General features: G+C 75.2%; 19 protein-coding genes. 12 read left to right on the top strand and 7 right to left on the bottom strand.

Annotation, left to right across the window (positions count from 1 at the left end):
- The first annotated feature begins 40 nt into the window (after positions 1-40).
- Positions 41-1312 (top strand): MFS transporter, encoded by a 1272-nt coding sequence (locus ACE4Q9_RS02965; protein WP_397982624.1) that lies wholly within the window; start codon positions 41-43, stop codon positions 1310-1312.
- A gap of 19 nt (positions 1313-1331) precedes the next feature.
- Here ACE4Q9_RS02965 and ACE4Q9_RS02960 read toward each other — a convergent pair whose 3' ends face one another.
- From ACE4Q9_RS02960 to ACE4Q9_RS02950, 3 genes are all read right to left on the bottom strand, one after another.
- Positions 1332-4247: an AAA family ATPase gene (locus tag ACE4Q9_RS02960; protein WP_397982623.1), complete on the bottom strand. Its 2916-nt coding sequence runs from the start codon at positions 4245-4247 to the stop codon at positions 1332-1334.
- Positions 4248-4384: 137 nt separating this feature from the next.
- Complete coding sequence (locus tag ACE4Q9_RS02955; protein WP_397982622.1) at positions 4385-4597, bottom strand: hypothetical protein; 213 nt, start codon at positions 4595-4597, stop codon at positions 4385-4387.
- A 74-nt stretch (positions 4598-4671) separates the two neighbouring features.
- Positions 4672-7794 carry a type 2 lanthipeptide synthetase LanM family protein gene (locus tag ACE4Q9_RS02950; RefSeq protein WP_397982621.1) on the bottom strand — a complete coding sequence of 1041 codons (3123 nt, stop codon included), beginning with the start codon at positions 7792-7794 and terminating at the stop codon, positions 4672-4674.
- A 577-nt stretch (positions 7795-8371) separates the two neighbouring features.
- Between ACE4Q9_RS02950 and ACE4Q9_RS02945 the strand changes: the two genes are divergently transcribed.
- Complete coding sequence (locus ACE4Q9_RS02945) at positions 8372-8974, top strand: LuxR C-terminal-related transcriptional regulator (RefSeq protein WP_397982620.1); 603 nt, start codon at positions 8372-8374, stop codon at positions 8972-8974.
- The gene (locus tag ACE4Q9_RS02940; RefSeq protein ID WP_397982619.1) at positions 8971-9591 is read left to right on the top strand and encodes a response regulator transcription factor; all 621 of its coding nucleotides are present in this window, start codon (positions 8971-8973) and stop codon (positions 9589-9591) included. Before ACE4Q9_RS02945 ends, ACE4Q9_RS02940 begins: the two co-directional genes overlap by 4 nt.
- 28 nt (positions 9592-9619) lie before the next feature.
- On the opposite strand, the gene ACE4Q9_RS02935 is transcribed toward ACE4Q9_RS02940, so the two are convergent.
- From ACE4Q9_RS02935 to ACE4Q9_RS02925, 3 genes are all read right to left on the bottom strand, one after another.
- Complete coding sequence (locus ACE4Q9_RS02935; RefSeq protein WP_397982618.1) at positions 9620-10360, bottom strand: Type 1 glutamine amidotransferase-like domain-containing protein; 741 nt, start codon at positions 10358-10360, stop codon at positions 9620-9622.
- A 145-nt stretch (positions 10361-10505) separates the two neighbouring features.
- A complete protein-coding gene (locus tag ACE4Q9_RS02930; RefSeq protein WP_397982617.1) occupies positions 10506-11330 on the bottom strand; it encodes a 4'-phosphopantetheinyl transferase family protein in 825 nt (274 codons plus the stop codon).
- A gap of 424 nt (positions 11331-11754) precedes the next feature.
- Positions 11755-11985, bottom strand: a complete 231-nt coding sequence (locus ACE4Q9_RS02925) for an MbtH family protein (RefSeq protein ID WP_397982616.1) — start codon at positions 11983-11985, stop codon at positions 11755-11757.
- 243 nt (positions 11986-12228) lie between these two features.
- On the opposite strand from ACE4Q9_RS02925, the gene ACE4Q9_RS02920 reads away from it, so the two are divergent.
- The 8 genes from ACE4Q9_RS02920 (at position 12229) to ACE4Q9_RS02885 (ending at position 22938) form a co-directional block, all read left to right on the top strand.
- Entirely contained in the window at positions 12229-14553 is a 2325-nt protein-coding gene (locus ACE4Q9_RS02920) for a lantibiotic dehydratase (RefSeq protein WP_397982615.1), read from the top strand.
- Positions 14553-16046: an amino acid adenylation domain-containing protein gene (locus ACE4Q9_RS02915; RefSeq protein WP_397982614.1), complete on the top strand. Its 1494-nt coding sequence runs from the start codon at positions 14553-14555 to the stop codon at positions 16044-16046. Before ACE4Q9_RS02920 ends, ACE4Q9_RS02915 begins: the two co-directional genes overlap by 1 nt.
- Positions 16047-16210: 164 nt before the next feature.
- A complete protein-coding gene (locus ACE4Q9_RS02910) occupies positions 16211-17242 on the top strand; it encodes a threonine/serine dehydratase (RefSeq protein ID WP_397982613.1) in 1032 nt (343 codons plus the stop codon).
- Positions 17239-17505 (top strand): acyl carrier protein, encoded by a 267-nt coding sequence (locus tag ACE4Q9_RS02905; protein WP_397982612.1) that lies wholly within the window; start codon positions 17239-17241, stop codon positions 17503-17505. The genes ACE4Q9_RS02910 and ACE4Q9_RS02905 overlap by 4 nt, the downstream gene beginning before the upstream one ends.
- Before the next feature lie 57 nt (positions 17506-17562).
- The gene (locus ACE4Q9_RS02900) at positions 17563-19845 is read left to right on the top strand and encodes a lantibiotic dehydratase (protein ID WP_397982611.1); all 2283 of its coding nucleotides are present in this window, start codon (positions 17563-17565) and stop codon (positions 19843-19845) included.
- Positions 19846-19955: 110 nt separating this feature from the next.
- On the top strand, positions 19956-20447 hold the full coding sequence (locus tag ACE4Q9_RS02895) for a hypothetical protein (RefSeq protein WP_397982610.1): 492 nt from the start codon (positions 19956-19958) through the stop codon (positions 20445-20447).
- Between the two features lie 90 nt (positions 20448-20537).
- Complete coding sequence (locus tag ACE4Q9_RS02890) at positions 20538-21560, top strand: UbiA family prenyltransferase (protein WP_397982609.1); 1023 nt, start codon at positions 20538-20540, stop codon at positions 21558-21560.
- 46 nt (positions 21561-21606) lie between these two features.
- The gene (locus ACE4Q9_RS02885) at positions 21607-22938 is read left to right on the top strand and encodes a protoporphyrinogen/coproporphyrinogen oxidase (protein WP_397982608.1); all 1332 of its coding nucleotides are present in this window, start codon (positions 21607-21609) and stop codon (positions 22936-22938) included.
- 18 nt (positions 22939-22956) lie between these two features.
- Here ACE4Q9_RS02885 and ACE4Q9_RS02880 read toward each other — a convergent pair whose 3' ends face one another.
- Positions 22957-23649: a glycoside hydrolase family 11 protein gene (locus tag ACE4Q9_RS02880; RefSeq protein ID WP_397982607.1), complete on the bottom strand. Its 693-nt coding sequence runs from the start codon at positions 23647-23649 to the stop codon at positions 22957-22959.
- A gap of 278 nt (positions 23650-23927) precedes the next feature.
- Between ACE4Q9_RS02880 and ACE4Q9_RS02875 the strand changes: the two genes are divergently transcribed.
- Complete coding sequence (locus tag ACE4Q9_RS02875; RefSeq protein ID WP_397982606.1) at positions 23928-24947, top strand: LacI family DNA-binding transcriptional regulator; 1020 nt, start codon at positions 23928-23930, stop codon at positions 24945-24947.
- The last annotated feature ends 85 nt before the right edge of the window (positions 24948-25032 follow it).

Here is a 25032-nt window from a genome sequence, read left to right as displayed (position 1 = left end):
CCGGACCGCCGCGAGCGTCCGCACTTCCGAAAGGCACCTCATGGCCACCACCCTCGCCGGCGCCGGTCCCCGGCTGTGGGCCCCCGCCCGCCAGCGGCCCTTCCGACTCCTGTGGCTGGGACAGTCGTTGTCCCTGCTCGGCGACGGCTTCAGCGTCGTCGCGTTCTCCTGGATCACCCTCGGCCTGACCGGCTCCACCCTCACCCTCGGCTACGTCCTCGCCTTCCAGGCCGTACCCCGCGCCCTGCTCACCCTGGTCGGCGGCACCCTCAGCGACTCCTGGTCCACCCGCACCCTGATGATCGCCTCCAGTTGGACCCGCGCCGTCCTGATGGCCGGCGTCGGACTCGCCGGTCTCACCGGGCACTTGACGGTCTGGATGCTGTGCGCGGCGGCCGCCGCGTTCGGCGCGGTGGACGCCTTCTTCCAGCCGGCCCGCGTGTCCATCCTGCCCTCCGTGGTGGACAAGGACCTGCTCACCCCGGCCAACGCGCTCCTCGGCGCCGGTTCGCGCACCGCGGCCGTCGTCGGGCCGGCGGTCGGCGGTGTGGTCATCGCGCTGACCCGCGCGCCGGTCGCGTTCGTGGTCGACGCCGTCTGCTTCGCGCTGTGCGGCTGGTGCGTGTCCCGGATCGCCACCCGGCCGCGCACCGGCGCCGTACGGGAGGACCGGGCAAAGCCCGGGAGCAGCACGGAAGCCGAACGTCAGCCGTCCCTCGGCGCCCGTATCCGCGAGGGCGTCGCCTTCACCCTGCGCGATCCGCGGCTGCGGACCGTCGTCGTCCTCGACACCGCCGTCAACTTCTGTTACGCCGGGCCCTTCACGGTCGGTTTCGCCACCCTCGCCGACCAGGTGCTGCGCGGCGGCTCGGCCACCCTGGGCGTGCTCAACGGCTCGCTCGCCGGCGGCGCGATGCTCGGCACGCTGGCGGGCGGCGCCCTGGGGGGCCGCCCGCGCGTGGGGCTGCTGATGGCCGCCCTGGCCGGCTGGCTGGGCGCCGGAATGGCGGTCCTCGGCCTGGTGCACAGCACCCCGGCGGTCGTCGCGACCGTGCTGGCCATGGGCTTCGCCATCGGCTTCCAGGGGGTGTTCGGGCTGAGCTGGATCCAGCGCAACATCCCCGGCGACGTGCTCAGCCGGGTCATCTCCGTCGACATGGTCCTCGGCTACGCCGCCGCCCCGCTGTCGCTCATCGTGTGCGGCGCGCTCGCCCGGACCGGGGCGCTCGCCCTGTTCGCGGTGGTCGCCGCGGTGCTCGCCCTGACGGCGCTCGCGGTGCTCGGGGCCCGGGCGGTGCGCGAGATGCGGTAGGGCGCTCGCGGAAGACGCCCTAGGAATCGCGCAGGGCGGCCGAACGCGCGCACAGGTCCGCGCGGTTGGCCGCCCCCGTCTTCGTGATCAGGCTGGCGATGTGCTTCTCCGCCGTACGTGGGGAGATGAACAGCCGGTCGGCGATGTCCTTGTTGGACAGCCGCTCCGCGAGCAGCCGGAACACCTCGAACTCCCGGACCGTGACGCCCTGCGCGCGCAGCGGGTCCGGGATACCGCTGCTCCCGGTGCGGTGCTGGCGCACCGGGGCGCCGAGCCGGCGCAACCCCGCCCGGCAGGCGCCCGCCACGGCCGGGATGTCCCGCTCGTGGAAGTAGTCCTCCGCCTGCCGCAGCCAGGTCACCGGATCGCCCCAGCCGTCCTGGTGCGCCGCGTCCGCGACCAGCCGCAGCCCGAGATGCCGGGCCAGCGGATACGGCTCCGCCACCGTCCGCGCCGCCTCCACCGCGCGCGCCGCCCGGTCCCCGGCGCCCTCCCGGCCCAGCAGCACGGCCTCCGCGAGCAGCACGAAGTGCCGGTTCCAGCGCATCCGGGCCATCGCGGTGGCGGTGATCTCCACGTGCCGGGCGCGGTCCGCGCGCCCGGCGAGCACGTCCAGCAGCAGCACCAGGCCGTGGGTGCCGCTGAGATGGTAGGTCGAGGGGTTGTCCGCCTCCAGTGCCAGCACCGTGCCCAGATCCTCGCGGGCCAGCTCCCGGTCCTCCTCCAGGAGCGAGCAGAAGGCGCGGGCCAGCCCGTGGGTCAGCGGCTCCTCCTGCGAACCGGCCCCGTCCCACTGCGCGAACGCGGCGAGCGCCGCCTCCATCCCGGCCCGGTCGGCATGGTGCGCCGCCAGCACCGCCTGCGCCATCAGGACGTACCGCACCGCGGGCGCGAGCCGCAGCCGCCGTACGACGGCCAGGCACTCGGCGGCGGTCGTGCGCGCGGTGTCGTAGTCGCCGCGCAGCGCCGCGTCGAGTACGAGGATGCCGTCGACGGTGTGCACGATGTTGACCGAGCCGAGCCGCAGCGCCTCCTCGCGCGCCGCCAGCAGGCCCGCGGTGTCGCCGTCGGCGAGCCAGGCGTTGCCGGCCAGCCGGGTGGCCGCGTACATCCGTTGCAGGGGCAGCCGGTGGCGTTCGGCGGTGGCGAGGGCCTGGCCGAGCATCGCCTCGGACTCCTCCGGGTCCCGCTCGCGGGCCACGGTGGCGAGCAATTCCTGCGCCTGGCAGGCGACCACGGGCATCCCGTGGCGTTCGGCGGTGTCGGCGGCCGAGCGGGCCAGCTTCTCCGCGTGCTGGGTGCGGTCCGGACCCGGTGTGTCCAGGGCGAGGTAGGCGGCCGTCACATCGACGGCGGCGGCGGTCATCTCGTCCGGCGCGCCCGCCAGCACCTCACGGGCACGGGCCACCTGCCGGTTGCCGTCGCTCCACCGCCCGGCCGTGTGGGCGACCTTGGCCAGCCGCGCGTGCAGCGTGGCGAGCCGGACCGGACTGAGCCCCGAGCCGCCCAGCAGGTGCAGATCCTCGGCCAGTTCGAAGGCGCGCGCGAAGTCCCCGGCCTCGGCGAGTGCGGGCAGCAGGTTCTCCAGGACCGCGGCCCGGCCCTGGGCGTCGCCGGCCTCGGCCAGCAGCGTCTCGGCCCGGCTGAGCAGGGTCACGGCGGAGCCCAGCGCACCGGCCGCGAGGGCCCGGCCGCCCGCGTCCGCGAACAGCAGCCCGGCCGCGCCCCGGTCCCCGGCCTCGCTGCGCAGCCCGGCCGCCAGCGCGCACCAGTCGCCGCTCAGCTCGGGGTGCAGTTCCTCGACCGCCTCCGCGCCCCGCCGCGCGAGCTCGGCCCGCTGACCGGGCGTCATCTGCGTGAACAGGGCGTCCACGGTCAGCGAGTGCCGGAAGGAGTACCAGTCGGGGGCCGGTTCGTCGGGGATCACCAGACGGGCCGCGACGCCCGCGTGCAGATGGCTGAGCAGCGCGCGGTCGTCCACGCCGCTCATCCGCTGGAGCACGGTCAGCGGGAAACGCCGGCCGAGGACGGCGGCCGCCGACAGCAGGGTGAGGCCCTGCGCGCCGAGCCGGTCTATGCGGCGCAGGATGTCCCGCGCCAGCGTCGAGGAGACATCGCTGCGCAGATCCCCGACCGCCCGCCAGCCGTCCGGGCCCTGCACCAGGGTGCCCGCCCCGATCATGGTCTGGAGCAGTTCCTCGACCAGGTACGGGCTGCCGGAACTGTCCTCCCACAGCCGCTGGAGCACCGGCTGGGGCACCTCCCGCGGGTCCGTCGCGCCCAGTTGGGCCGCGATCATCTCGTCCGCCTGCCCGCGGGTCAGCGGCGGGATCTCCAGCAGGGTGGCGGCCCCGCGCCGGCGCGCGGACTGGGCCAGGTCCAGGGCGTCGCTGAAGTCGGTGCGCACGGTGGCGAGCAGCAGGACGGGCGTGTACTCCAGGTTGTCCACGAGGTATTCGAGGACGCCGAGCGTCTCCGGGTCGGCGTCGTGCAGGTCCTCCAGGAGCAGCAGCTGCCCCTGTCCGCGCCCGGCCGCGATGAGCAGCCGCAGCACCGCCTCGCCCAGGATGACCATGGAGCTGCTCTCGCGCTCGCCGGTGTCCCAGTCGGGGATCAGCCGTCCGAGCACCGGCCGGTACGGGCCCAGGGCCAGGTCGTCCATGGCCGCGCCGCCGCGGAACAGGGACATCAGCGCCTCGGTCAGTGGCCGGAACGGCACCGCCGGGCCCGTGGTGCTGCTGCGGCCGCGCAGCACCCGCATGCCGGCGTCGAGCGCGCCGCCGACGACCTCGGCCGCCAGCCGCGACTTGCCGACCCCGGCCTCGCCGACCAGGAAGACCACGCCGCCGCGTCCCTGTTGGGCGCCGGTCAAGGAACGTTCGAGCAGGTGGAGTTGGGGACCCCGCCCGACCAGGGAAGGCGCATGGGAACGCATGAACGCAGATGATAATCGGAATATCGCCACCTGGGGCAGGTCGCCCCATCCGGACCGGATCGCTCCGCTTGGGCACACGGCGGCGCGGACCCGCGGGGCGGGTCCGCGCCATCACGCCGGTGGCGGCCGGCGGTCGCCTACCGGGGGGCGGAGACCGAGGTGTCGATGCTGCTCAGCGTGATGACGAGGCCGCTGGTGAGGACCATTCCGGCCAGCACCCGCGCGCGGGCGCAGGCCCGGTTGCGGCCCTTGAGGGTGATGCCGCCCGCCGCGTCCTGCTCGTCGGCGGCGTTCCCGGCGGTGTCGGCGGCAGTGGCGGCGAGGTCGGTGGCGGCGAGGTTCTTGTCCATGAGGTGATCCCCTTCGGATGGTCCCGCGTGGGAGAGGCGGGAGCGGAGGTGGAGGAGGTGCGGAGGCGATGTGGTCAGTTGCCGTACCGGACGGGGTGGGCCAGGAGCAGGGTGGAGGGCACGGTGCCGGGGTGAGCCAGGCGGAGCAGTCCGTAGCCGATGCCGGAGAGACCGGTCAGCAGGCCGGGGGAGGGAACGTGCTCGGGAGTGGCGCAGCGGTGGCCCTGCGCCTCGACGAGCGCGAGCGCCTGGCCGGTGCGGAGGGTGAGCGCTTCGGCGGCGGGGGCGTCACCCCGTTCGGCCAGGACGGCGAGGGCGTCCAGCGTGCCGAGGGCACCCTGGCCGAGGCTGAGGTCGGGGCCGACCTCCGCGTCCCGCAGCCGGAGCGAGAACTCGGCCGCGGAGGCGGGGAGTCCGGTGAGCGCGGCGGCGGCCGCCACTCCGGCGAGCCCGCGGGCCCACGACGGATCCGGGTCCGAGGCGGTCCGCGCCCGCCGGACCGCACCGTCGAGCAGGGCCCGGCCCTCGCTCGCGTGCGCCGCGGCCCGGGCCGGCCGCGCGGCGGCGTACCGCAGCAGCGCCCAGCCGATCCCGGCGGCGCCGTCCGTGAAACCGGCGTCCGGGGTGTCCGAGAGACCGGTGTCCGCCACGGGCCCCACCGTCTGGCACAGCCGGTCCGCCAAGGCGTCCGCCAGTTGCAGCGCGCCCGGCGTCCCGGTCGCCTCGTGTACGGCGACGGCGGCGGCCAGCGCCCCGGCCGTACCACCGGCCAGCCCCGGCTCGGTGCAGCCGGCCGCCGCGTGGCCGAGCGCGGTGAGCGCGTCCGGCAGGCACTGGGCCAACTCCTCGCCCAGCAGCGCCGAGAGCCGGACCAGGGCGTAGCAGATACCGCCGAGACCGTCGTAGGCGCCGGGGCCCGCCGCCGCGCCCAGCTCGGGGTCGGCGGCCAGGGCCGTCAGCAGGGCGGGCAGCGGCCGTACGGCCTCCCGCGCCAGCGCGGTGTACCGGTCGGCGCCGGTCAGCGCGCCGGTGTGGGCGAGGAACAGCGCGACCCCGCAGTAGCCCTGCGCGAGCCCGGCGCCCATCGGCAGCACCGACCAGTGCGGGCCCGAAACCCGTTCCAGACCGAGCCAGTTGGCGCGACCGCCGTCACGGACCGCACGGGCGGCGATGTCGTCGGCGATCCCGCACACGGCGGCCAGCAGCCGGGAGGCGTCGGGCACGACGGCCGGTACGGGCGCGACGGCGAGCGCCGACCTCGGCCGGTCCGCCGGGTCACAGGCGCTCCGCGCGGCCAGGGTCGCCGAGACGATCCACTCCTGGTCGCGGCAGTCGATCTCGTCCATCCGCGCGATCTTCTTGCGCACCGCGGTCAGGCTCGCCTCCGGCAGCACGTCCGCCAGCCAGGTCCCGTCGGCCGCCCGGACCCCTGTGCCGGACGGCCGATGGGTGAACAGGGGGATGTCGCCGCGCCACAGGTCCGCCGTCTCGTGCTCGATGAGCCGCGAGCGGGTCCGGTCGTGCGCGGACTCGGTCCACAGCACCGCGAACACCCCGTCGCGGGCGAGCGCGTCACCGAGCAGCGCCGGATGCGTGGACTCCTCCAGCAGGGTCGCGTACAGCCGGGTGGCACGGGCGATCAGCCGCGCCGGGGCATCGGCCCCCGCCGCCAAGGGGCCCTCGTCGCCGGTGAGTTCGCCCCCGTGCGCCGCGATGGCCGCGTACGCCGTGCGGAAGCCGTCGAGCAGCGCGGCCCGGTGGTCCGCGCCGTCCAGCGGGCGGCCGTCCGGCACCGGCTGGTTCTGCCCGGCCGGGCTGAGCAGCGGCCCCCGTACGGCGCGCATCGTGTCACGGCCGCTGTCCGCCCAGTGCAGCCCCTCGCTGGGGAAGGTGCCGTCGGTGGAGCGGCCCAGCGCGGAGATGTCCAGCGCGCCGTGCTCGCCGATCAGCAGATGGGGCAGCAGGCAGGTGCGGTGCACGGAGGTGTGCAGGGCGTCCGCGGCCGGGTCGGCGCCGGCCGTCATGGCCTGCCCGAGCCCGGTGTGCAGCAGTGTCTCGGCGTCCACCAGGACCGGCTGGTCGCCGCAGGCGATGACGTTCTCGTAGTGCATGTCGGCGCCGTCCACCGCGTAGAGCAGCGCGAGCAGCACGCCCTGACGGCGGTAGAAGGCGTCGGTCTCGGTCACCGACCGGCACCAGCGGTGGGCGACGAACTCCAGCCAGCCGTACCCCTCCCGGCGCACCGTGCGCGCGGTGCGCAGCGCGAGATCGGGGACCTTGGTGTCCAGCCAGGCCGCCAGCTCGTCCAGCAGGGCGTGCTGGCCGAGCGGTCGCGGCTTGTACACCACGCGGGCACCGTCCGCGAAGCGCAGCACGGCCACCGACCGGTTGCCCTGGTGGGCGTCGCCGAGGCCGAGTTCGACGCGGGCGAGCGCCCCCGGATCGCGGCCGTCGAGGAGCGTGCCGACCAGCTCGTCCCGGTCGGCCTGGAAGCGGGCCGCCAGTTCGGCCGCCGCGTCCAGCGCGTCCAGCGCGGTCTGCCCGAGCATCCGGGCCAGCACCGGGTAGGCGCCGAACAGTTCACCGAGACCCCGCCGGGTGCCCGTGGCGGCGACGAAGGACGCGAACCGCTCCCGCGGCGTCGCCCCCGCAAGCCGCCCCGCGCGCCGCGCCCCGGCGAGTTCCCCCACGAGAGTACGCGCGGCCAGCCGCACCAGCTGCGACGTCAGCCAGGCCCCGAACTCACCGTGCCAGACGTCCCGTTCGGAGCCGGACACACCCGGCAGCAGCTCGGCGAGGCGCTCGGCCGCCGGAGTGACGAGCGGCCGTACGACATGGGCGAAGACCTCGGCGCCCGTGCCGTCCGTGGCCGGCTCCCCGGGGTGCTCGGGGGCGGCGGCCAGGGCCGTCTCCGCGTACCGCGCCCAGCGGGGCTTGGTGGCGCGGGCGGCGAGCCGCTCGGCGGGCTCCGCCGCGAGGGCCGCCGCCGTGGCGCCGTCCACCCCGAGGTGCGCCAGCCGCAGCGCGAAGCCCTCCGCGTCCCCGGCGGCCCAGGGGGCGCGCACGGCGGTGTCGGAGTCGGCGGCGGCCGGTCGGCCGGGGGCGGCGAGGCGCTCCGCGAGGGACAGCGCCGGGGCCCACCAGGCGAGCGGCAGGCCGGCGCTCCGGGGAGCCGGGAGGCTGGCGGTCTCAGTCACGTCACCGAAGGTCCCAGACGGGGGCCGACCCCCACATGGGGAAGTGACCCCCATATTCTTCCCACGCCCTCCCCAGGGGTGGGGGCGCGCACCCTCGCGCATGGGGAAACCGCAGGTCGGCGCCGTACTACCCAGAACCCGTACGACCGTCCCCCACGGGCCCCTACGACCACCCCCCGGTCCCTGAGACCACCCCCGGCCCGTACGACCGCCACCCGTACGCCCCACCACCCATCGGCGCCCCCGAGCGCCGGGGCCCCTCGCCCGCATGGGGGGCGCGGACTCCCGGCCCCGTGCCGCACTTGCCTCTACGGGCGCCGCGCGCACCCTTACGGGGGCCCGCACCTGCCCTTACGGGGACTGCGCACACCCTTGCGGGGCCGCGTACGCCCCTACGGGCGCCACCGCAGGCCCTTGCGGGGTCCCACCCCCACCGCCCCGTAGTGGACCCGCGCCGGAAAGGTGGGGACCGACTACCGATGCCCGGCCCCCGGCGACGGCGGCAGGGTGTGCGTCGTACCCCACAGACCGCCCGCGGTGCTCACCATCGGGCGAACGACCTTGCAAGGAGCAGAAGATGGGAGTTCCCGTACCCGTCGGCGTGGTCGCCCTCGACCCGGTCCTGGAGGCCGGCACCCGCAGTACCCTGCTCGCCTGCCCGGAACTCGCGGTGTGCGAGCCGGCCGACGCACGGGTCGCCGTGCTCACCGTGGACCGGCTCGGCCCGGCCGAACTCGACATGGTGCGCACCACCCGCGCACACCGCACGCGTCCCGCCGTCGTCCTGGTGGCCGGCGCGCTCGCCTCCGGAGACGCCCTGCACGCCCTTGCCGCCGGCGCCCGGGGATTGCTGCTGCGCCGCGAGGCGGACGCCTCCCGCCTGGCCCACGCGGTGCTGGCTGCCGCACGGGACGACTGCACCGTCCCCACCGATCTGCTCGAACAGGTCCTCGACCAGCCCGGAAGGGCCGAGCGGGGCTGGGCCGGCGGATCGCTCTCCGACCGCGAACGCTCGGTGCTGCGCCTGGTCGCCGACGGACACGAGACGGCGGAGATCGCCCAGCAACTCGCCTACTCACCGCGCACCGTGACCACCGTCGTGCACGACATCACCCAGCGGTTCCGGCTGCGCAACCGCGCCCACGCGGTCGCCTACGCGCTGCGGGCGGGCCTGCTGTGACCGCCACCCTGACCGCCGCACCCGGAGCGACGGCCACCACCCTGCCCCTGCGCATCCTGCCCTCGCGGGGCGCGGACCGGGTGCGCGCCGTCGCCCACCGCGCCGGCCTCGACTGCGCGATCGGCCACGGGCAGCCCGGAACCGTCACCGTCCTCGTCACCGACGACGCCGAACGGGCCCTGCGGAGGACCCCGTCGAGCGGCCCGCTGCTGCTCGTGTGCGACACGGTGGGCCGCGCCGGGCTGCTGGAGGCGCTGCGCACCGGGGCCGTGGCGCTGCGCAGGGCGGACCTCACCGAGGAGAGCCTCACGGCGGCCGTCCGCCGCGCCGGGGCGCCGCACCCGAGCATCCCCTACCCGGAACTGTCCCACCTGCTGACCACCGGCTCCGAGCCCGGCTCCCGCACCCCGCACGAGGACCGGCCGCCAGCGCTGACAAGCCGTCAGATGTCCGTGCTGCGGCTCATGGCGGAGGGGCACGGCAACGCGGGCATCGCGCAGTTGCTGCACTGCTCGGAGCACACCGTGAAGAACGTCGTCTACGAGGTCATGGCACGGCTCGGCGCCCGCAACCGGGCCCACGCGGTGGCGCGCGCAGTGCGCCACGGGCTGATCTGAGATGCGGCGGACACCGGCCCGAGGGCCCTCACGCGCCGGGATCCGGCAGCAGCCGCGGCGTGATGCGCTCCTCCACGGCGCGGTCGCCGTCCCGCCGCACCACGTACGCGCCCTTGCCCGGCAACTCCGCCACCGCCTCGACCAGTTCGGTGCCCCGGTAGACCAGGCCCACCCCGTCGTCGGTGCAGTGCGCCGTCGGCAGGGTGCCGTCTGCGACCAGCCGGTGAATCAGCGGACGCCGGCCCGGATCGGTGTCGTAGTGCACCCCGTTGCCGTACGGCAGCAGCCCCAACGCGTTGGTCACCGGCCGCAGTTCGGGGCCGAAGGAGTCCGTCGCGCCGCCCTCGAACCAGCAGATGGAACCCGCGCTCACCCCGGCGAGGACCACCCCCGCCCGCCAGGCCCGGCGCAGCACCGCGTCCAGGCCGTGCACCCGCCACACGGCGAGCAGGTTGGCCACCGAACCGCCCATCACCCAGACCACGTCGTGGTCCAGGACCGCGCCCTCGACGTCCTCGACGTTCGGCATGGGGAACAGGTGCAGGGGCGTCAGGTCGAAGCCCGCCACCCGTGCCGCCTCCGCCATCCGCGCGGCGACGTGTTCGGCGTCCCCGATCGCGGTGCCGACGTACAGGATGCGCGGTCGCCTGCCGTGCACACCGGAGAGATCGACCGCGTGCTGGACCAGGGCGTCGAAGACCACCCGAGTGCGTGCGGCGGCGCGGTGTCCTCCGGAGGTGGCGACGATGGTGGGTTCCGGGGCGGTCACGCGGTGATCGTAGCGCGGGGACCCTGCTCCGGACGTGGGGAAATCGTGAAGGCGGGCGTCCGGAGAGAAGACGCGGACAACGCGGCGGGGACCGGTCGCCCGACCGGTCCCCGCCGTCTTCGCGCGCTCCGCCACCCTGGCGCCCTCACTCGCGCCGCAGTGCCACGGCCGCCGCGTACCCCGCCGGGACGAGGACGTCCCGCAGGGTCCAGTCCGGGGCGGGCGGCACCGGCCGCGGTCCGGTGCCGACGTGGTCCAGGGCCGGAGCGCGCACCAGCCCCGTCCCCAGCCCCTTGAGGTACGCCTCCTTGCGCACCCAGGTCCGGGTGAACGCCGCCTGCCGCTCGTGCGCCGGGAGCAGGGCCAGCTCCGCGACCTCCGCCGGGTGCAGCGCGCACTGTGCGCTGCGCACCGCCTCCTCGGTGGCCACGCCCTCCACATCGACCCCGACCGGTGCGCCGGCGAGCGCCACCAGCACCAGGTCCCCGCTGTGCGACAGGGAGAAGTGCACCCCCGAGGCGCGCAGCGCGGGCCGCCCGTGCGGGCCCCCGCACCCCGCGCACGGCTCCCGCATCAGCGGCAGCTCGTCCGCCGGGACCCCCAGCAGGGGGCTGAGCAGGGCGCGCAGCGTCGCATGCGCGATCACATACGCGTCCCGGTCGCGGGGCCGCCGGAAGGCACGGGCCCGCGCCCGCTCCTGCGCGTCCAGCAACTCCTGGGCGCGCAGCAGCGATCGGTCGTCCTGGCCGCCGACCTCCGCCAGATACAGCTCCAGCGGCCCGCGCAGCGCTCGGCGGCCGACGGCGTACGGCGGGTACGGCGGACCGGGCAGTTCGAGCCGGGCGGGGCACAGGGGGCCGGTGGCCGAGGTCGAGGCCGACAGGGGGACCCCGGTCGCCCCGGTCAGCCCGGACGGCACGGGGGCGCCGGTCGCCCCGGTCGGCAGGGCGTGCCGGGGAGCTCCCGCCATCGACTGCGTACGGGAAGCGGTCGCTGCCGCCGGCGTGCCGGAGGCCCCGAGCGTCGGTGACGTGGGGGAAGCCCCCGCGGCCGGTGGTGTGCGGGGGGTCCTCGTCGCCGGTGGCGTACCGGAGGCTCCGGCCGTCGGCGGCGTGGGGAAGGCCCCCGCGGCCGGTGGTGTACGGGGAGCCCCGGCTGTCGGTGGTGTGCGGGGGGTCCTCGTCGCCGGTGGCGTACCGGGGGCTCCGGCCGTCGGCGGCGTGGGGAAGGCCCCCGCGGCCGGTGATGTACGGGGAGCCCCGGCTGTCGGTGGTGTACGGGAAGCCCCCGTCGTCGGCGGTGTGCCGGAGGCCGCGGCAGCCGGTGGTGTACCGGAAGTCCCCGCCGTCGGCGGTGCGTTGGCCGGCCCGGCCGGCAGCAGGGCCGACCGGATCTCAGACATCGGCCCCGGCGAGCCGGCGGCGCAGACTCAGCGGGCGCATGTCCGTCCAGACCGCGTCGATGTGGTCCAGGCACTCCTGCCGGCTGCCCTCACGGCCCTCCCGGTACCAGCCGGCCGGCAGCTCCCGGTCCGCCCGCCAGATCGAATACTGCTCCTCGTCGTTGCGCACCACGAGATACACGTCCTCGCCGCCGGTGCCGTTCGCGGAGTCGGGTTGCGTCACGGTGAACCTCCCAGGTGATGGGCCGGCCGCGGATCAGGGTCCGGCGACGCAAGAGTGCCCGGCCCCCGCACCGCCGGGTCAGGGACGAACGCGCCGCAGCGGTGGCACCCGTTGCTGCCGGATCTTCCCTGGTGACCGATGGCCCCGGCGCGGGACCGTGCTCTCCGGTCGCGGGCCGCCCGGCACCCCGGAAACCCCGGCCCACGCGATTGCCCGCGCACCCCGTTTCGGAAGGAGCACGCGATGTCGGACGAGCACGCACCTGTCCTGCTGCCGGGCGGAGGCTGGCGGCTGTGGGAGCAGTTCGCGCTCCGCGGCCCCGGCTTCCCCGCCGACGGCGTGCTGCGCCTGGCCCCTCCCTCGCTCGCGGAGGCCGCCGACAAGTTCGGGCCCGGCGCCGAGTTGTCCGGACCGGAGTGGGAGGCCTTCGCCGCGGACCTCGCGGCGGCCGCCGTGGGCACCGCGCGCCACCTCCAGGAGATCGCCGCCCAGCCCCGCTTCCAGGCGGCGCTCGCCTGGCAGAACCCCGCCGTCCTGCGCACCGGCATCGCCCCGTTCCTGCGCTGGACCCCGGCCGCGGACAGCCGCAGCAGCATGCCCCGGCAGCGCGAGGAGCTGGTCGCGCACTACTGGCAGCGGTTCTGCGTGAAGAACGACACCATCGGCTTCTTCGGCCCGGTCGGCTGGGGCCGCTGGGACCTGACCGGCCGGGGTGGCGTCGCCGTGAGCCCCGGCGACGGCTTCCTCGCCGCCGCTGAGGTGTACTTCTCCGGCTGGGCGATCGACGCCTTGGCGAAGGTGCTCGCCGCGGACAGCGCGCTGATGCGCTGGATCCCGCCGCGCCGGGTGTCGTTCGTGCGCTGCGCGGACGGCACGGTCCAGGTCCCCGGCCGACCCGCCCGCCAGGCCGGCGCCCGCGAACGCGCCGTACTCGAACGCTGCGACGGCACCCGCCACCTGCCCGCCATCGCCGCCGAACTGGGCCTGCCCGAGGACGAAGTCACCCAGGTCGTACACGACTTGATGTCCCGTCGCTGGGTGCAGTGGCGACTGGACGTCCCCGCCGCCACCCACCCCGACCGCGCCCTGCGCGACATCCTCGAACGCGTCCCCGAACAGGCGTCGCGCGAGCGGGCGTTGGAACGGTTGGCCCTACTGGAGCGCGGCCGGGACGCCGTGCGCGCGGCCGGCACCGACGCCGCCGCGCTGACCGCCGCGATCGCCGCGCTGGAGGCCGACTTCGCCGCCCTGACCGACAGCGAGGCCCAGCGCGCCAAGGGTGAACGCACCGCGCCGTGCCGGGGCTTGGTGTACTCCGACGCCCGGCGCGCCGCCACCGCCACCACCGGCGCCGCCCTGCTGGCGCACCTCGAACCGCTCCAGCTGTGCCTGACCGCCGCCCGCTGGATGACGAACCGCTTCGCCGAGGCCGTCCGCGCCCGGCTGCGCACCGTGTACGAGCGGCTGAGCGCCGACGGCGCCCCGGTCGACCTGGGCACCCTGTGGCTGCACACCCTGCCCTCCCCGCACCCCGACGCGGGCGACCTCATCGACGCGATCCAGGCCGAACTGCGCGCCAAGTGGGCCCGCGTCCTGGAGCTGCCCGAGGGCGTCCGACGGGTCCGGCTGGCCACCGACGAGCTGGCCGAACGAGTGCGCCGGGAGTTCGAGGAGCCCGGCGACGGCTGGTCGCTCGCCCGCTACATCAGCCCCGACGTCCTGGTCGTCGCCGAGGACGAGGCCGCCCTCGCCCGCGGTGACGTGGACCTCGTCCTCGGCGAGATGCACTGCGCGCTGAACACCATGGGCGCCTCGCTGTTCGTGCACCAGCACCCCGACCGCGACGAGTTGCTCGCCGAGACCACCCACGACTTCCCCGGCCCGCGCCTGCTGCCCATGCTGCCCAAGGAGCTGCCCCTGAAGTGGTCCACCCGCAGCCGGCCCTCCCTGGACCGGCCCGAGGACCACTACGTCGCCCTGGTCGACCAGACCGGCGACCCGCACCGCCCGCGCACCGTGCTCAGCGCCGACGTCCGCGTCGAGGACCGGGCCGGCCGGCTCACCGCGGTCCTGCCCGACGGCACCGCGTACGACGTGCTCGACGCCTACGCCAACACCCTCACCCAGCGCGTCATGGACCGCTTCACCCTGCGCCCCGAGGGCGAGCACACCCCGCGCATCACCCTCGGCCGGATGACCGTGGCCCGCGAGACCTGGCAACTGCCCGTGTCCGACATGGACTTCGCCGACGAGAAGGCGGAGGCCGCCCGGTTCGTGAAGGCCCGGCACTGGCAGCGGCGGCACGAGCTGCCCCGGTTCGTGTTCGTGGTCTCGCCGACCGAACCCCGGCCGTTCTACGTCGACTTCGACAGCCCCGTCTACCTCACCATCCTCGCCAAGGCCGCCCGCAGGCTCGCCCGCAAGGACCCCGGCGCCCGGCTCAAGGTGAGCGAGATGCTGCCCACCCCCGAGCAGGCCTGGCTCACCGACGACGAGGGCCGCCGCTACACCTCCGAACTCCGGTTCGTGGCCGTCGACCTGACCGTCAACGGCGCGGAGGAGGGCTGATGCGCACGGTCGCCGACGACATCGCCGCGCACGCCCTGCGCCACCCCGGCCGCGTCGCCCTCGACACCCCGGCCGGTGAGGTGACGTACGCCCGGCTGGCCGCCCGCGTCGAGGAGATCGCCCGCCTGCTGCGCGCCCGTGGCGTCCGTCCCGAGACCGTCTGCGCGGTGGCCGTCGAGCACGGTCCGGACGCGGTCGCCGCCATGGCCGCCGTGCTGCGCTGCGGTGCCGCCTTCCTCGCCCTGGACGTGAGCCAGCCCCGCGACCGCCTCGCCTCCTTCGTCCGCAGCGCCGGCGCCCGGCTGCTGCTCACCCACTCCCACCACGCCCCAGCACTCGAACTGGGCATACCCGCAGCCCTGTTGGACCACGAGCAGCCCCCTCCGGACGGCCCGCTCCCGGACCCGGGCGCCGACCCCCGGGCCCTCGCCTACGTCAGCCACACCTCCGGCAGCACCGGCGAACCCAGCGCCGTACTCGTCGAACACGCCGCCCTCGACGCCTATCTCCGCGACACCGCGACGGCGTTCGGCCTCGGCCCGGACACCGTGGCCCTCCAGATGGCACCGCTCGGCTACGACGCCTCCATCCGGGACACCTTCGTACCGCTGCTCGCGGGCGCCCGGCTGGTGATCGCGGACCGCGCCCGGCTGCTGCGTCCCGCGGAGTTCGCCGCCACAGTCCGCGACCACAAGGTGACCGCCCTGCTCAGCGTCACCCCGTCCTTCCTCACCCACCTGGGCGGCCAGCCCGACCTGACCGAGCCCCTCGCGGGGGTCGCCCTGGTCGCCTCCAGCGGCGAATCCCTGCGGCCCTTCCTCGCCGCGGGCGGCCGAAGCCTCGTGCCCGGCCGGCTCGTCAACCAGTACGGCCCCACCGAGTGCACCATGACCACCACCCGGCACGACGTGCCCGCCGCCCCCGACCCGACCACCGACCTCGTCGGCACACCGCGCGCGGGCACCGTCGTCCGCGTCCTGGACGCGTCCCTCGCCCCGGTCCCCGACGGCACGGTCGGGGAGGTCTGCCTCGGCGGCACCGGAGTGACCCGCGGCTACCGCGGCCAACCCGCCCGCACGGCCGCCGCGTTCGTCCCCGACCCCCTCGGGCCGCCCGGCGCCCGCCTCTACCGCACCGGCGACCTCGGCTACTGGGGCCCCGGCGGCCTGCACTACACCGGCCGCACCGACCGCCAGCTCAAGATCCGCGGCTACCGCGTCGACCCCGCCGAGATCGAGGGCGCCCTGCTCTCCCATCCGGGCGTCACCGGCGCGGTGGTCACCCCGCACACCGACGACCTGGGCCGCGTCCACCTGCTCGCCCATGTCACCGGCGCCCTGTCGGACACGACGGACGCCACCCTGCGCCGCCACCTCGCCCGCACCCTGCCCCCGCACCTGATGCCACGCCGCTTCGTCCGCCTTCAGACGCTGCCGACGACCCGCGGCGGCAAGGCCGACCGCCGGGCACTGGCGGGCGGGAGGCCGGTATGAGTACGACATGGCTGGGGGCAGACACCGGTACGACCGTACTCGGGGCCTGTACGGGTACGACGGCAGCTGCGGCCCGAACGGGTACGACGGCAGCCGGGTCCGGCGCGACCACGGCGGGAGTCGGGACCGCGGGGAGCACGGCCGTACCCGGAGCCGGCGCCCGCGTGTCCGCACACGGAGCCGGTACGCGCACGGCCGGGACCGGCCGGATGCCGGCAGAGGCCACCGCCTGGGCCTTGGACAGGTCCGACCTCCTCGCCGCCGCCTCCCGTATCGCGCCGTACACCGTCCGTACCCCTCTCCTGCCCGGCCCGGTGACCGCGGCGCACGGGACGGGGCTGGTGCTGAAGGCCGAACACCTCCAGCTCGGCGGCTCGTTCAAGATGCGCGGGGCCGCCAACGCCGTCCTCGCACTGGGCGCCGGCCGGGTCGTCACCGGTTCCTCCGGCAACCACGGCATCGCCCTCGCCCGGCTCGCCCGCACCCTCGGCATCCGGCTCACCGTCGTCCTCGCGGCGGGCGCGCTGCCCTCGAAGGCGGCCGCCATCCGCGCGCTCGGCGCCGAGACGGTCCAGGTGGGCGGGGGAGTGGCGGAACGGGAGGAACGCGCCCGCGCCCTCGCGGCCGAGCAGGGCGCCGTCCTCGTACCCTCCTCCGACCACCCCCTGGTCGTCGCCGGACAGGGCACCGTCGGCCTCGAACTCCTCGCAGCCGCCCCCGACACGGAGACGGTCTACGTCCCCACCGGCGGCGGCGGACTCCTCGCCGGGCTGTGCCTCGCCGCCGCGGACCACCCGGTCCGCGTGGTCGGCGTCGAACCCGCTCTCACCCCGCGCTACGCCCGCTCCCTGGCCGCCGGCCAGCCCCTGCGCCTGCCGCCCTGCGCCACCGTCGCGGACGGCCTGCGCGGCCAGAGTCCCGGAACCGTGCCCTACCCGATCATCCGGGACCGCGCCGACGAACTGATCGCGGTCGGCGACGCGGAGATCCTCGCCGCCACCGCCCTGCTGCACCGCCTCGGTGTCGACGCCGAACCCAGCGGAGCCGTCGCCCTGGCCGGCGCCCTGCGCGCCGGTCGCCGCGAACGCGCCGTGGCCATCGTCTCGGGCGGCAACACCCCCGCCCGGCTGCGCACTTACCCGTCCGACCCCACCGACACCCGCACCCACATGGAAACGAAGGAGCCCACGCCATGACCCCCAACGCCGCCACCGCCACCGCCGCCCCCGTCGTCACCGCCGACCTGCTGGTGGACATCTTCCGGGACGTGCTGCGCCTGCCCGACCTCACCGCCGAGACCGACTTCTACGAGGCCGGCGGCGACTCGCTCACCGCCTTCCAGATCACCGGCCGGCTCCAGGAGATCGTCGGCGCCGACGTCCCGGTCTCCCTGGTCTTCGCCTACCCGACGCCCCTGGAGCTGGCCGAGGTCGTCGCGGCCGACTACGGCGCCGCCTGACCCGCTCTGCGCCGCCCCGCCGCCCGTCCACCCGCGCTCGCCAAGGAGAGCCGTGCCATGACCGAAGATCTCGTGCCGTCCCTCGGCCGCTGGCGGCTGTGGGAGCAGTTCGCCCTGCGCGGGGCGGGCTTTCCCGCCGACGGCGTGCTGCGCCTCGCCCCGCCCGGACTGGCCGAGGCCGCCGACAAGTTCGGCGCCGGCGAGCCGCTGGAGGGCCCCGAGTGGACCGGCTTCGCCCGCCTCTTCACCGAGGCCGCCGTGGAGAGCGCGCACACCTTGCAGGACATCGCCCGGACGCCGGCCTTCCGGGAGGCGGTGGCCTGGCAGAACCGGCCGGTGCTCGCCTCCGGGATCGCCCCCTTCCTACGGTGGACCCCGACGGCGGAGGGCCGCAGCAGCATGCCGCGCCAGCGCGAGGAACTGGTCGCGCACTACTGGCAGCGGTTCTGCGTGAAGAACGACACCATCGGCTTCTTCGGCCCGGTCGGCTGGGGCCGCTGGGACCCCGGCACCCCGGCCGTCGCCGTGGACCCCGGAACCGGCCTGATCGCCGAATCCTGCGTCTACTGGGCGAGTTGGGGGATCGACGCCCTCGCGAAGACCCTGGACGCCGATCCCGCGCTGCGCGAATGGATCGCCCCCCGCCGCGTGCCCTACCTCGGGCTGGACGGCGACCGCGTCCGCGTGCCGGGCCGCCGCCCGATCACCGTGTCCGCCGAGACGGCGGCCGTGCTCGCCCGCTGCGACGGCGCCCGCCCGGCCCGGTCCATCGCCGCCGAACTCCCGGACACCGACGTCCCCGCCGTGCTGGCCGACCTGGTCGGCCGCCGCTGGGTGGTCTGGCGCCTGGAGATCCCGGCCGGCACCCACCCCGACCGCGCCCTGCGCGCCTGGCTGGAGACCGTCGGCGCACCCGGACCCCGCCGACGCGGACTGGAGGCCCTCGACCGGCTGGAGCGGGGCCGCGCCGCGGTGGCGGCGGCCACCGGCGTGGAGGACCTCGTCGACGCCCTCACCGCGCTCGAGGGCGACTTCACCGAACTCACCGCCACCGCCGCCGTACGGGAGAAGTCCTCCTCGACCGCCCCCTGCCGTTCCCTCGTCTACTCCGACACCCGCCGCTCCGCCACGGCCCGCCTCGGCCCCGCGATGCTGCACGCCCTGCGCCCGCTACGGCTGTTGATGGACAGCGCCGCCTGGCTCACCGCCCAACTCGCCGCCACGGTCCGGGAGGAGACCCGCCGCGTCCACGACCGCCTGGCCGCCGAAGGCCCGGTCGACCTCGCCTCCTTCTGGTTCGCCTGCCTCCCGGTGCTGCACGGCGCCGCCCGCGCCAAGGCCACCGAACTGCAAGGCGGGTTCGCCGCCCGCTGGCAGCGCATCCTGGCGGTACCGGAGGGCGCCCGGCAGGTGACCGCGGCGACGGCCGACATCGAGGCCGCCGTACGGGAGCGGTTCGCGTCCGGCGGCGACGGCTGGACGGCGGCCCGCTATCTCAGCCCCGACATCCTGATCGCGGCCGACAGCACCCAGGCGATCGAGCGCGGCGACTTCACCCTGGTCCTGGGCGAACTCCACCTGGCCGCCAACACGTTGGGCGCCTCCCTCTTCACCCACCAGCACCCGGACATCGGCCAACTCCTCGACCTGACCGACCGCGACCACCCCACCCCCCGCCTGCTGCCCCTGATCCCCAAGGAGCACCGCGCCCGCCTCTCGGCCCGCGTCCGCCACACCCTCGTACGGCCGCAGGACCGCCAAGTCGCCCTCGCCGACTTCACCGGGGACCCCGCCCGGACGATCCGCAGCGCCGACGCGACCGTGCACAACCGGGCCGGCGACCTCGTCGTGCGCCTCCCGGACGGTGCCGAATTCCCCGCGCTGGACGTCTTCTCGCACGTCCTGACCACCCTGTCGATGGACCTCTTCCAGCTCCTGCCGGGGGCCGAACACACCCCCCGTGTCACCCTCGACCGCCTGGTGGTCGCCCGCGAGACCTGGCGCCTGCCGGCCGCGCACGCGCCGTTCGCGGACGAGAAGGACGAGGCCCGACGCTTCGTGGCGGCCCGCCGCTGGCGCGCCCGACTGGGCCTGCCCCGCTACGTCTTCGTGGTCTCCCCGACCGAGTCCCGCCCCTTCTACGTCGACTTCGACAGCCCCGTCTACGTCACGATCCTCGCCAAGGCCCTGCGCCGCCTGGCCCGCAAGGACCCCTCCGCCACCGTCACCCTCACCGAGATGCTCCCGACCCCCGAACAGAGCTGGCTCACCGACGACCTGGGCCGGCGCTACACCTCCGAGCTGCGCTTCGTCGCCTTCGACACCACCCCGCCGCGATAACCGCACATCATTCCCGACACTCCGTCACTGATGGTGATCACGCAACTGCGAACTGTGGTCAACTGTGCCTGGTCGTCGGGCAACGGGCCCGGGATGTCCAAGGAGAGTTCATGCAGAAAGTTGCTCTGGGCAGGCGTATCGCCTCCGCCGCCGCCACCGCGTCCCTCCTCGGAGCGCTCGGCGTCGCCGGTGCGGCACCGGCCCTGGCGGCGGTGCCCGCGCCGCTGAGCTTCACCATCGACTACACGAGGAACACCTCCATCCCGCAGACGCCCAGCCTGGGCGCCGGCTTCGCCGGGAACGGCCCGGTGCTCGACTCCTCGGGCCGGGTGATCGGCCGGACCTTCGACACCTGCGGCATCGACGGCGTCGAGGGCCCGACGCGGATGGACGCCGACTGCGGCGCGTACGTCGTCTTCAACAACGGTGACGAACTCGACCTGAGCACCCAGGCCGTGATCGACGCCAACCCGATGGACTACCCGTACCGCTTCAAGGCCGTGGTCGAGGGCGGAACCGGCGAGTACAACGGCGCGCGGGGCGACGCCACCGTCACCGCCGAGCGCCCCGGTGTGTACAAGGTGGACGTCAAGTTCACGTGACGCCGTGAACCGAGGAGCCGCACGGCGTGGTCCTGCGGCTCCTCCTCCGCGTCCCGCAGTCACACACGTTCCAGTACGTCAGGAGCTTCGGTGGAGCCCTCTGCCCCCACGTCGGCCGTCGCGGTCGCCGGACCCGGCGTGGGACACGCCCCCGCGGACCCGCCGCACCCCCTCGCCTTCCAGCCCCTCCGGCACCCGCGCACCCGCCTGGCCGCGTATCTCCGGCTGGCCAAGCTCGGGATGGTCGACTACTACCTCAGCCTTCCCGTCGTGGCGTCGCTGACCGGCGCCCGCATCCTCCACACCTCGTCCTGCGCGACCCTCGCGGCCTTCCTGCTCGGCGAGTTGTGCCTGGTGGGTGCGGCGGTCGCGTACGACGACATCACCGGGTACCGGGACGGCAGCGACGCCGCGAACTACGGCACGGACGCGGCGGTGCGCCGGCTCGCCCGCAAACCGCTCCTCGCCGGCGCCCTCACGGAGGCGGACGCCCTCCGCTTCGCCCGCGCCGCCCTCGCCGCCGGTGTCCTGTGCTGGACGGCCGTGCTGGCGCTCGCGCCCCACCGGCCGCTGTGGGCGGTGCTCGCCGTCGCGGCCGCCGGTCTCCTCGTCCCGCAGTACTCCTGGGGCCTGCGGCTCGGCTACCACGGGCTCCAGGAGGTGTTCCTCGCCGCCGTCGGCTGGGCCTTCGTGCTGCCGCTGTACGGCCTGCTCACCGGGCGGGCCACCGCCTTCGCCGCCGTGGAGGCGTTCCTGTTCGGCCTCGGGCCCCTCCTCTTCGGCGTGTACTCGAACATGAACGACATCGCCGGGGACCGCGCGGTGGGCCGGCCCACCGCCGCCTGCCTCCTGTCCCGCCGCGGCAACACCGTCTTCATCGCGGCGCTCTCCGCCCTGGAGACGGCGGTGATCGCCACGGCGGCCGTCCTCGGGATCGCACCCTGGTGGTTCCCGCTGGTCCTCCTCCCCGTGACGGCGGCCCGCACCGCGCAGTTCACGGTCGGCATGGTGCGCGGCGACGTGCTGCGCGGCCGGCTGCTCGGCATCCGGGCCCACCGGGTCCTGGTCGCCGCCCTGCTCGCGGCCAACCTGCTCCGGGCAGCCACGAGTTGACCCGAGCCGGTTACCCGTACACCTGGACATGAGGGAGGAACCGCCGATGGCCGGCACGGACGTCGACGTCGCCGTGGTCGGGGCCGGGATCTCGGGCCTGGCCACCGCCTGCCACCTGGCGGCCACCGGCAGATCGGTGCGCGTGTTCGAGGCGGCCGGCCGGGTCGGCGGGCGGATGGCCGCACGCCGCCACGAGGGCTACGTCCTGGACGAGGGCGCGGAGCAGATCGCCACCCGCGGCTACGACGCCACCTGGCGGCTGATCCGGGCCGCCGGCCTGTCCGCCGGTGCCGTCGTCCCGGTGGGCGGCCGGATGGCGATCTGGCGCGACGGCCGGGCCCGGCCCGACTTCGGCCATCCGGCGGGGCTGTTGACCGGCGCGGGCATGTCCTGGCGCGGCCGGCTGTCCTGGCTGCGCTTCACCGCGACGCTCCTGCGCCACCGCGGGCGCTTCGACCCCGAGCACCCGGAGGCGACCCCGTTCGGCGATCTGACCGTCGCGGAGTACGCCCGCCGGCACCATCGCGACCTGTACGAACGCCTGTTGCAGCCGATGTCCGGCACCTTCTTCGGCTGGCGGCCCGAACGGTCGGCGATCGGGCCGATGGCCGTACTGCTGCTCGCCGTCGGCGGTGCCGGAGAGCGCTGGGTGACGTACCGGGACGGCATGGACACGCTGGCCAGGGCGCTGGCCGACCGGCTGGACGTCGTCACCGGCACCGCCGCCCTCGCCGTCAAACCGGGCCCGCGCACCGCACGCCTCGACCTGGCCGACGGCACGACGGTGACGGCCGCACACGTCGTACTCGCCGTACCCGCACCCGTCGCGCTCGCGCTGCACGCCGATCTCCCGGGCGACGAGCGCCCCTACCTGGCCGCGAGCACCTACCGCCCGATGCTCAAGGTGTCCTGCCTGCTCGACCGGCCCCTCCCGAGCCCGACCCGCCGACCGACCTACGGCCTCCAGGTGCCCGCCGTGGAGAACCCGGTGTTCGCCGGGGCCATCCTGGATCACGTCAAGGCACCCGGCCGGGTACCGCCGGGACGCGGTCTGGTCAGCCTGTTCGCCTCCCCGTACGCGTCGACGCGGCTGCTGGACCGCACCGACGACGAGATCGTCTCCGAGCTGGGCGCGCACGCCGAGCGGTACCTGCCCGGCCTGACCGGGGCCACGCACACGGCCTTCGTGGCGCGCTGGCCGCACGGCCTGCCGGAGGCGTCGCCCGCCGCGCTGCGCCTGCGTCGCGCCTTCCTCGACCGCCCCCTGCGCCGCGTCGACTACGCCGGAGACTGGCTGGCCCTGCGCCCCAGCAGCGAGGCCGCCGTCCACTCGGCCACGCTCGCCGTGCGCCGGATCCTCGCCGCCGGGGCCGCCTGATCCGGGGGAGTGCTCCGCTCAGCCGACCGTGATGTTGGAACTGCCGCTGCTCTGGTAGCCCTCGGTCGACAGGATCATGTAGTTGAAGGCGCCCAGGTTCATCCCGTGGCTCGCCCACGCGTCGAAGTGGTTGCCCGTGGTGATGCTGCCGCCCACCCGCTTGGACTGCCGCACGCTCCAGTACTGGTTGAACGTCGCGGTGCCGATGATGGACGGCTGGTTGACCTGCCGCGTCTCGTAGATGTCGTACGTGCCGCCGTCGCTGCTGACGCTGCCCTTGTACGTGCCCGTGGGCCGGTAGGTGCCCCAGCTCTCCAGGATGTAGTACTCGACCAGCGGGTTGGTGGTCCAGCCGTAGAGCGACAGGTAGCCGTTGCCGGACGGGTTGAAGCCGCCGGAGTAGTTCACGGTGCGGCGGCTGCCGGTGCTCCAGCCCTTGCCGCAGGTGAAGTTGCCGCAGTTGGTCCACGAGGCGCTGTAGTTGCCCCCCGAGCCCAGCGTCATCGAGACCGAACCGCCGCCGTTGGTCCAGAACGAGTACCAGTAGCCGTTGTCGTTGCCCGTCTGGTTGGTGGTGATGGTCGTGGCCGCCTGCGCGGTCCCCGGCAGCAGCAGCCCGGAGGCGGCCAGCGCCAGGGCACCGGCACCGGCACCGGCGAGGAGATTCCTGCGGCTGATCGGGTGGGCGGTGGGCTTGTCCTCCATGTGCATGCTTCCTCCTCAGGAAGGCTCGCGGAGAAACCGGGGCCGCGTGCCACGGACCCGGAGGCCATGGGGCGGGGTGGGGCGTCGAAAGGGCCCGATACGTTTTCCGGGAAGTTTCCGGAAGTTGTCGCGAAACGTTAGGGACGGACCGACGGTCCGTCAACCCCCGCGGCGCCAACCGGGCCGCGCCGTCCGGGTTTGGCCGTACGACGGCCCGGACGGCGGCGCGCGGGACCCGCGATCGGCGATTGCCTATGCTGAGGGCCGCAGGCGAGGAGGCAGGGATGGCAGCACAGGACGCGGGCCGCGTCACCATCGCGGACATCGCGCGGGAGGCGGGCGTGTCCCTGCCGACGGTCTCCCGAGTGCTCAACGGACGCGCGGATGTGTCCCCTTCGACCCGCCGCCGGGTCGAGGACCTGCTGGCCCACCACGGCTACCGGCGGCGCGCCGCCCAGGGAGCCGGCCGGGCGGAACTGATCGACCTGGTCTTCAACGACCTCGACAGCCCCTGGGCCGTGGAGATCCTGCGCGGTGTGGAGGACGTGGCCCACGCCGCGGGCCTGGGCACCGTGGTCTCCGCGGTGCACCACCGCAGCACCTCGGCCCAGCAGTGGCTGGTCAACCTGCGGGCACGGGCCTCCGACGGCGTCATCCTGGTCACCTCGGACCTCGCCCCCGAACTGCACGCCGAGCTACGGCGCCTGGGCGTGCCCACCGTCATCGTCGACCCGGCCGGTGTGCCCACCTTCGGCATACCGACGATCGGCGCCATGAACTGGGCCGGCGGCCGCAGCGCCGTCGAGCATCTGCTCCAGCTCGGGCACCGGCGCATCGGCGTCATCACCGGCCCTGCCACGCTGCTGTGCAGCCGGGCCCGTCTGGACGGGTACCGGGCCGCGCTGGAATCCGCAGGCGCGGAGATCGACGACCGGCTCGTCCGCCCCGGCGACTTCTCCCACGAGGCCGGTTTCACCGCCGGCACGGAACTGATCACCCTCGCTGACTCGCCGACCGCGATCTTCGCCTCCAGCGACCAGATGGCCCTCGGTGTCTACGAGGCCGCCCGCCAGCACGGCCTGCGCATCCCGGACGACCTCAGCGTGGTCGGCTTCGACGACCTGCCCCAGGTCCAGTGGTCCCCACCGCCCCTGACCACGGTCCGCCAGCCCCTGGACGAGATGGGCCAGGTCGCGGTCCGCACCCTGCTCCGCCTGATCCAGGGCGAGACCCTGGAGAGCCCGCACATCGAACTGGCCACGCAACTGGTCGTGCGCAGCAGCACGGGAGCGGCACGGCGCTGACCCCGGAGCCGTACGCTCACCCGGCTGCCCGGAGCGGCGCGCCGCCGTGACGTACGGCACAGGAACTCTTCGCGGCGTGCGGACA

Source organism: Streptomyces sp. AM6-12, from assembly GCF_044327085.1.
GTDB lineage: Bacteria > Actinomycetota > Actinomycetes > Streptomycetales > Streptomycetaceae > Streptomyces.
The sequence above is the reverse complement of the archived record's forward strand: the minus strand, read 5'-3'. Positions and strand labels throughout refer to the sequence as shown.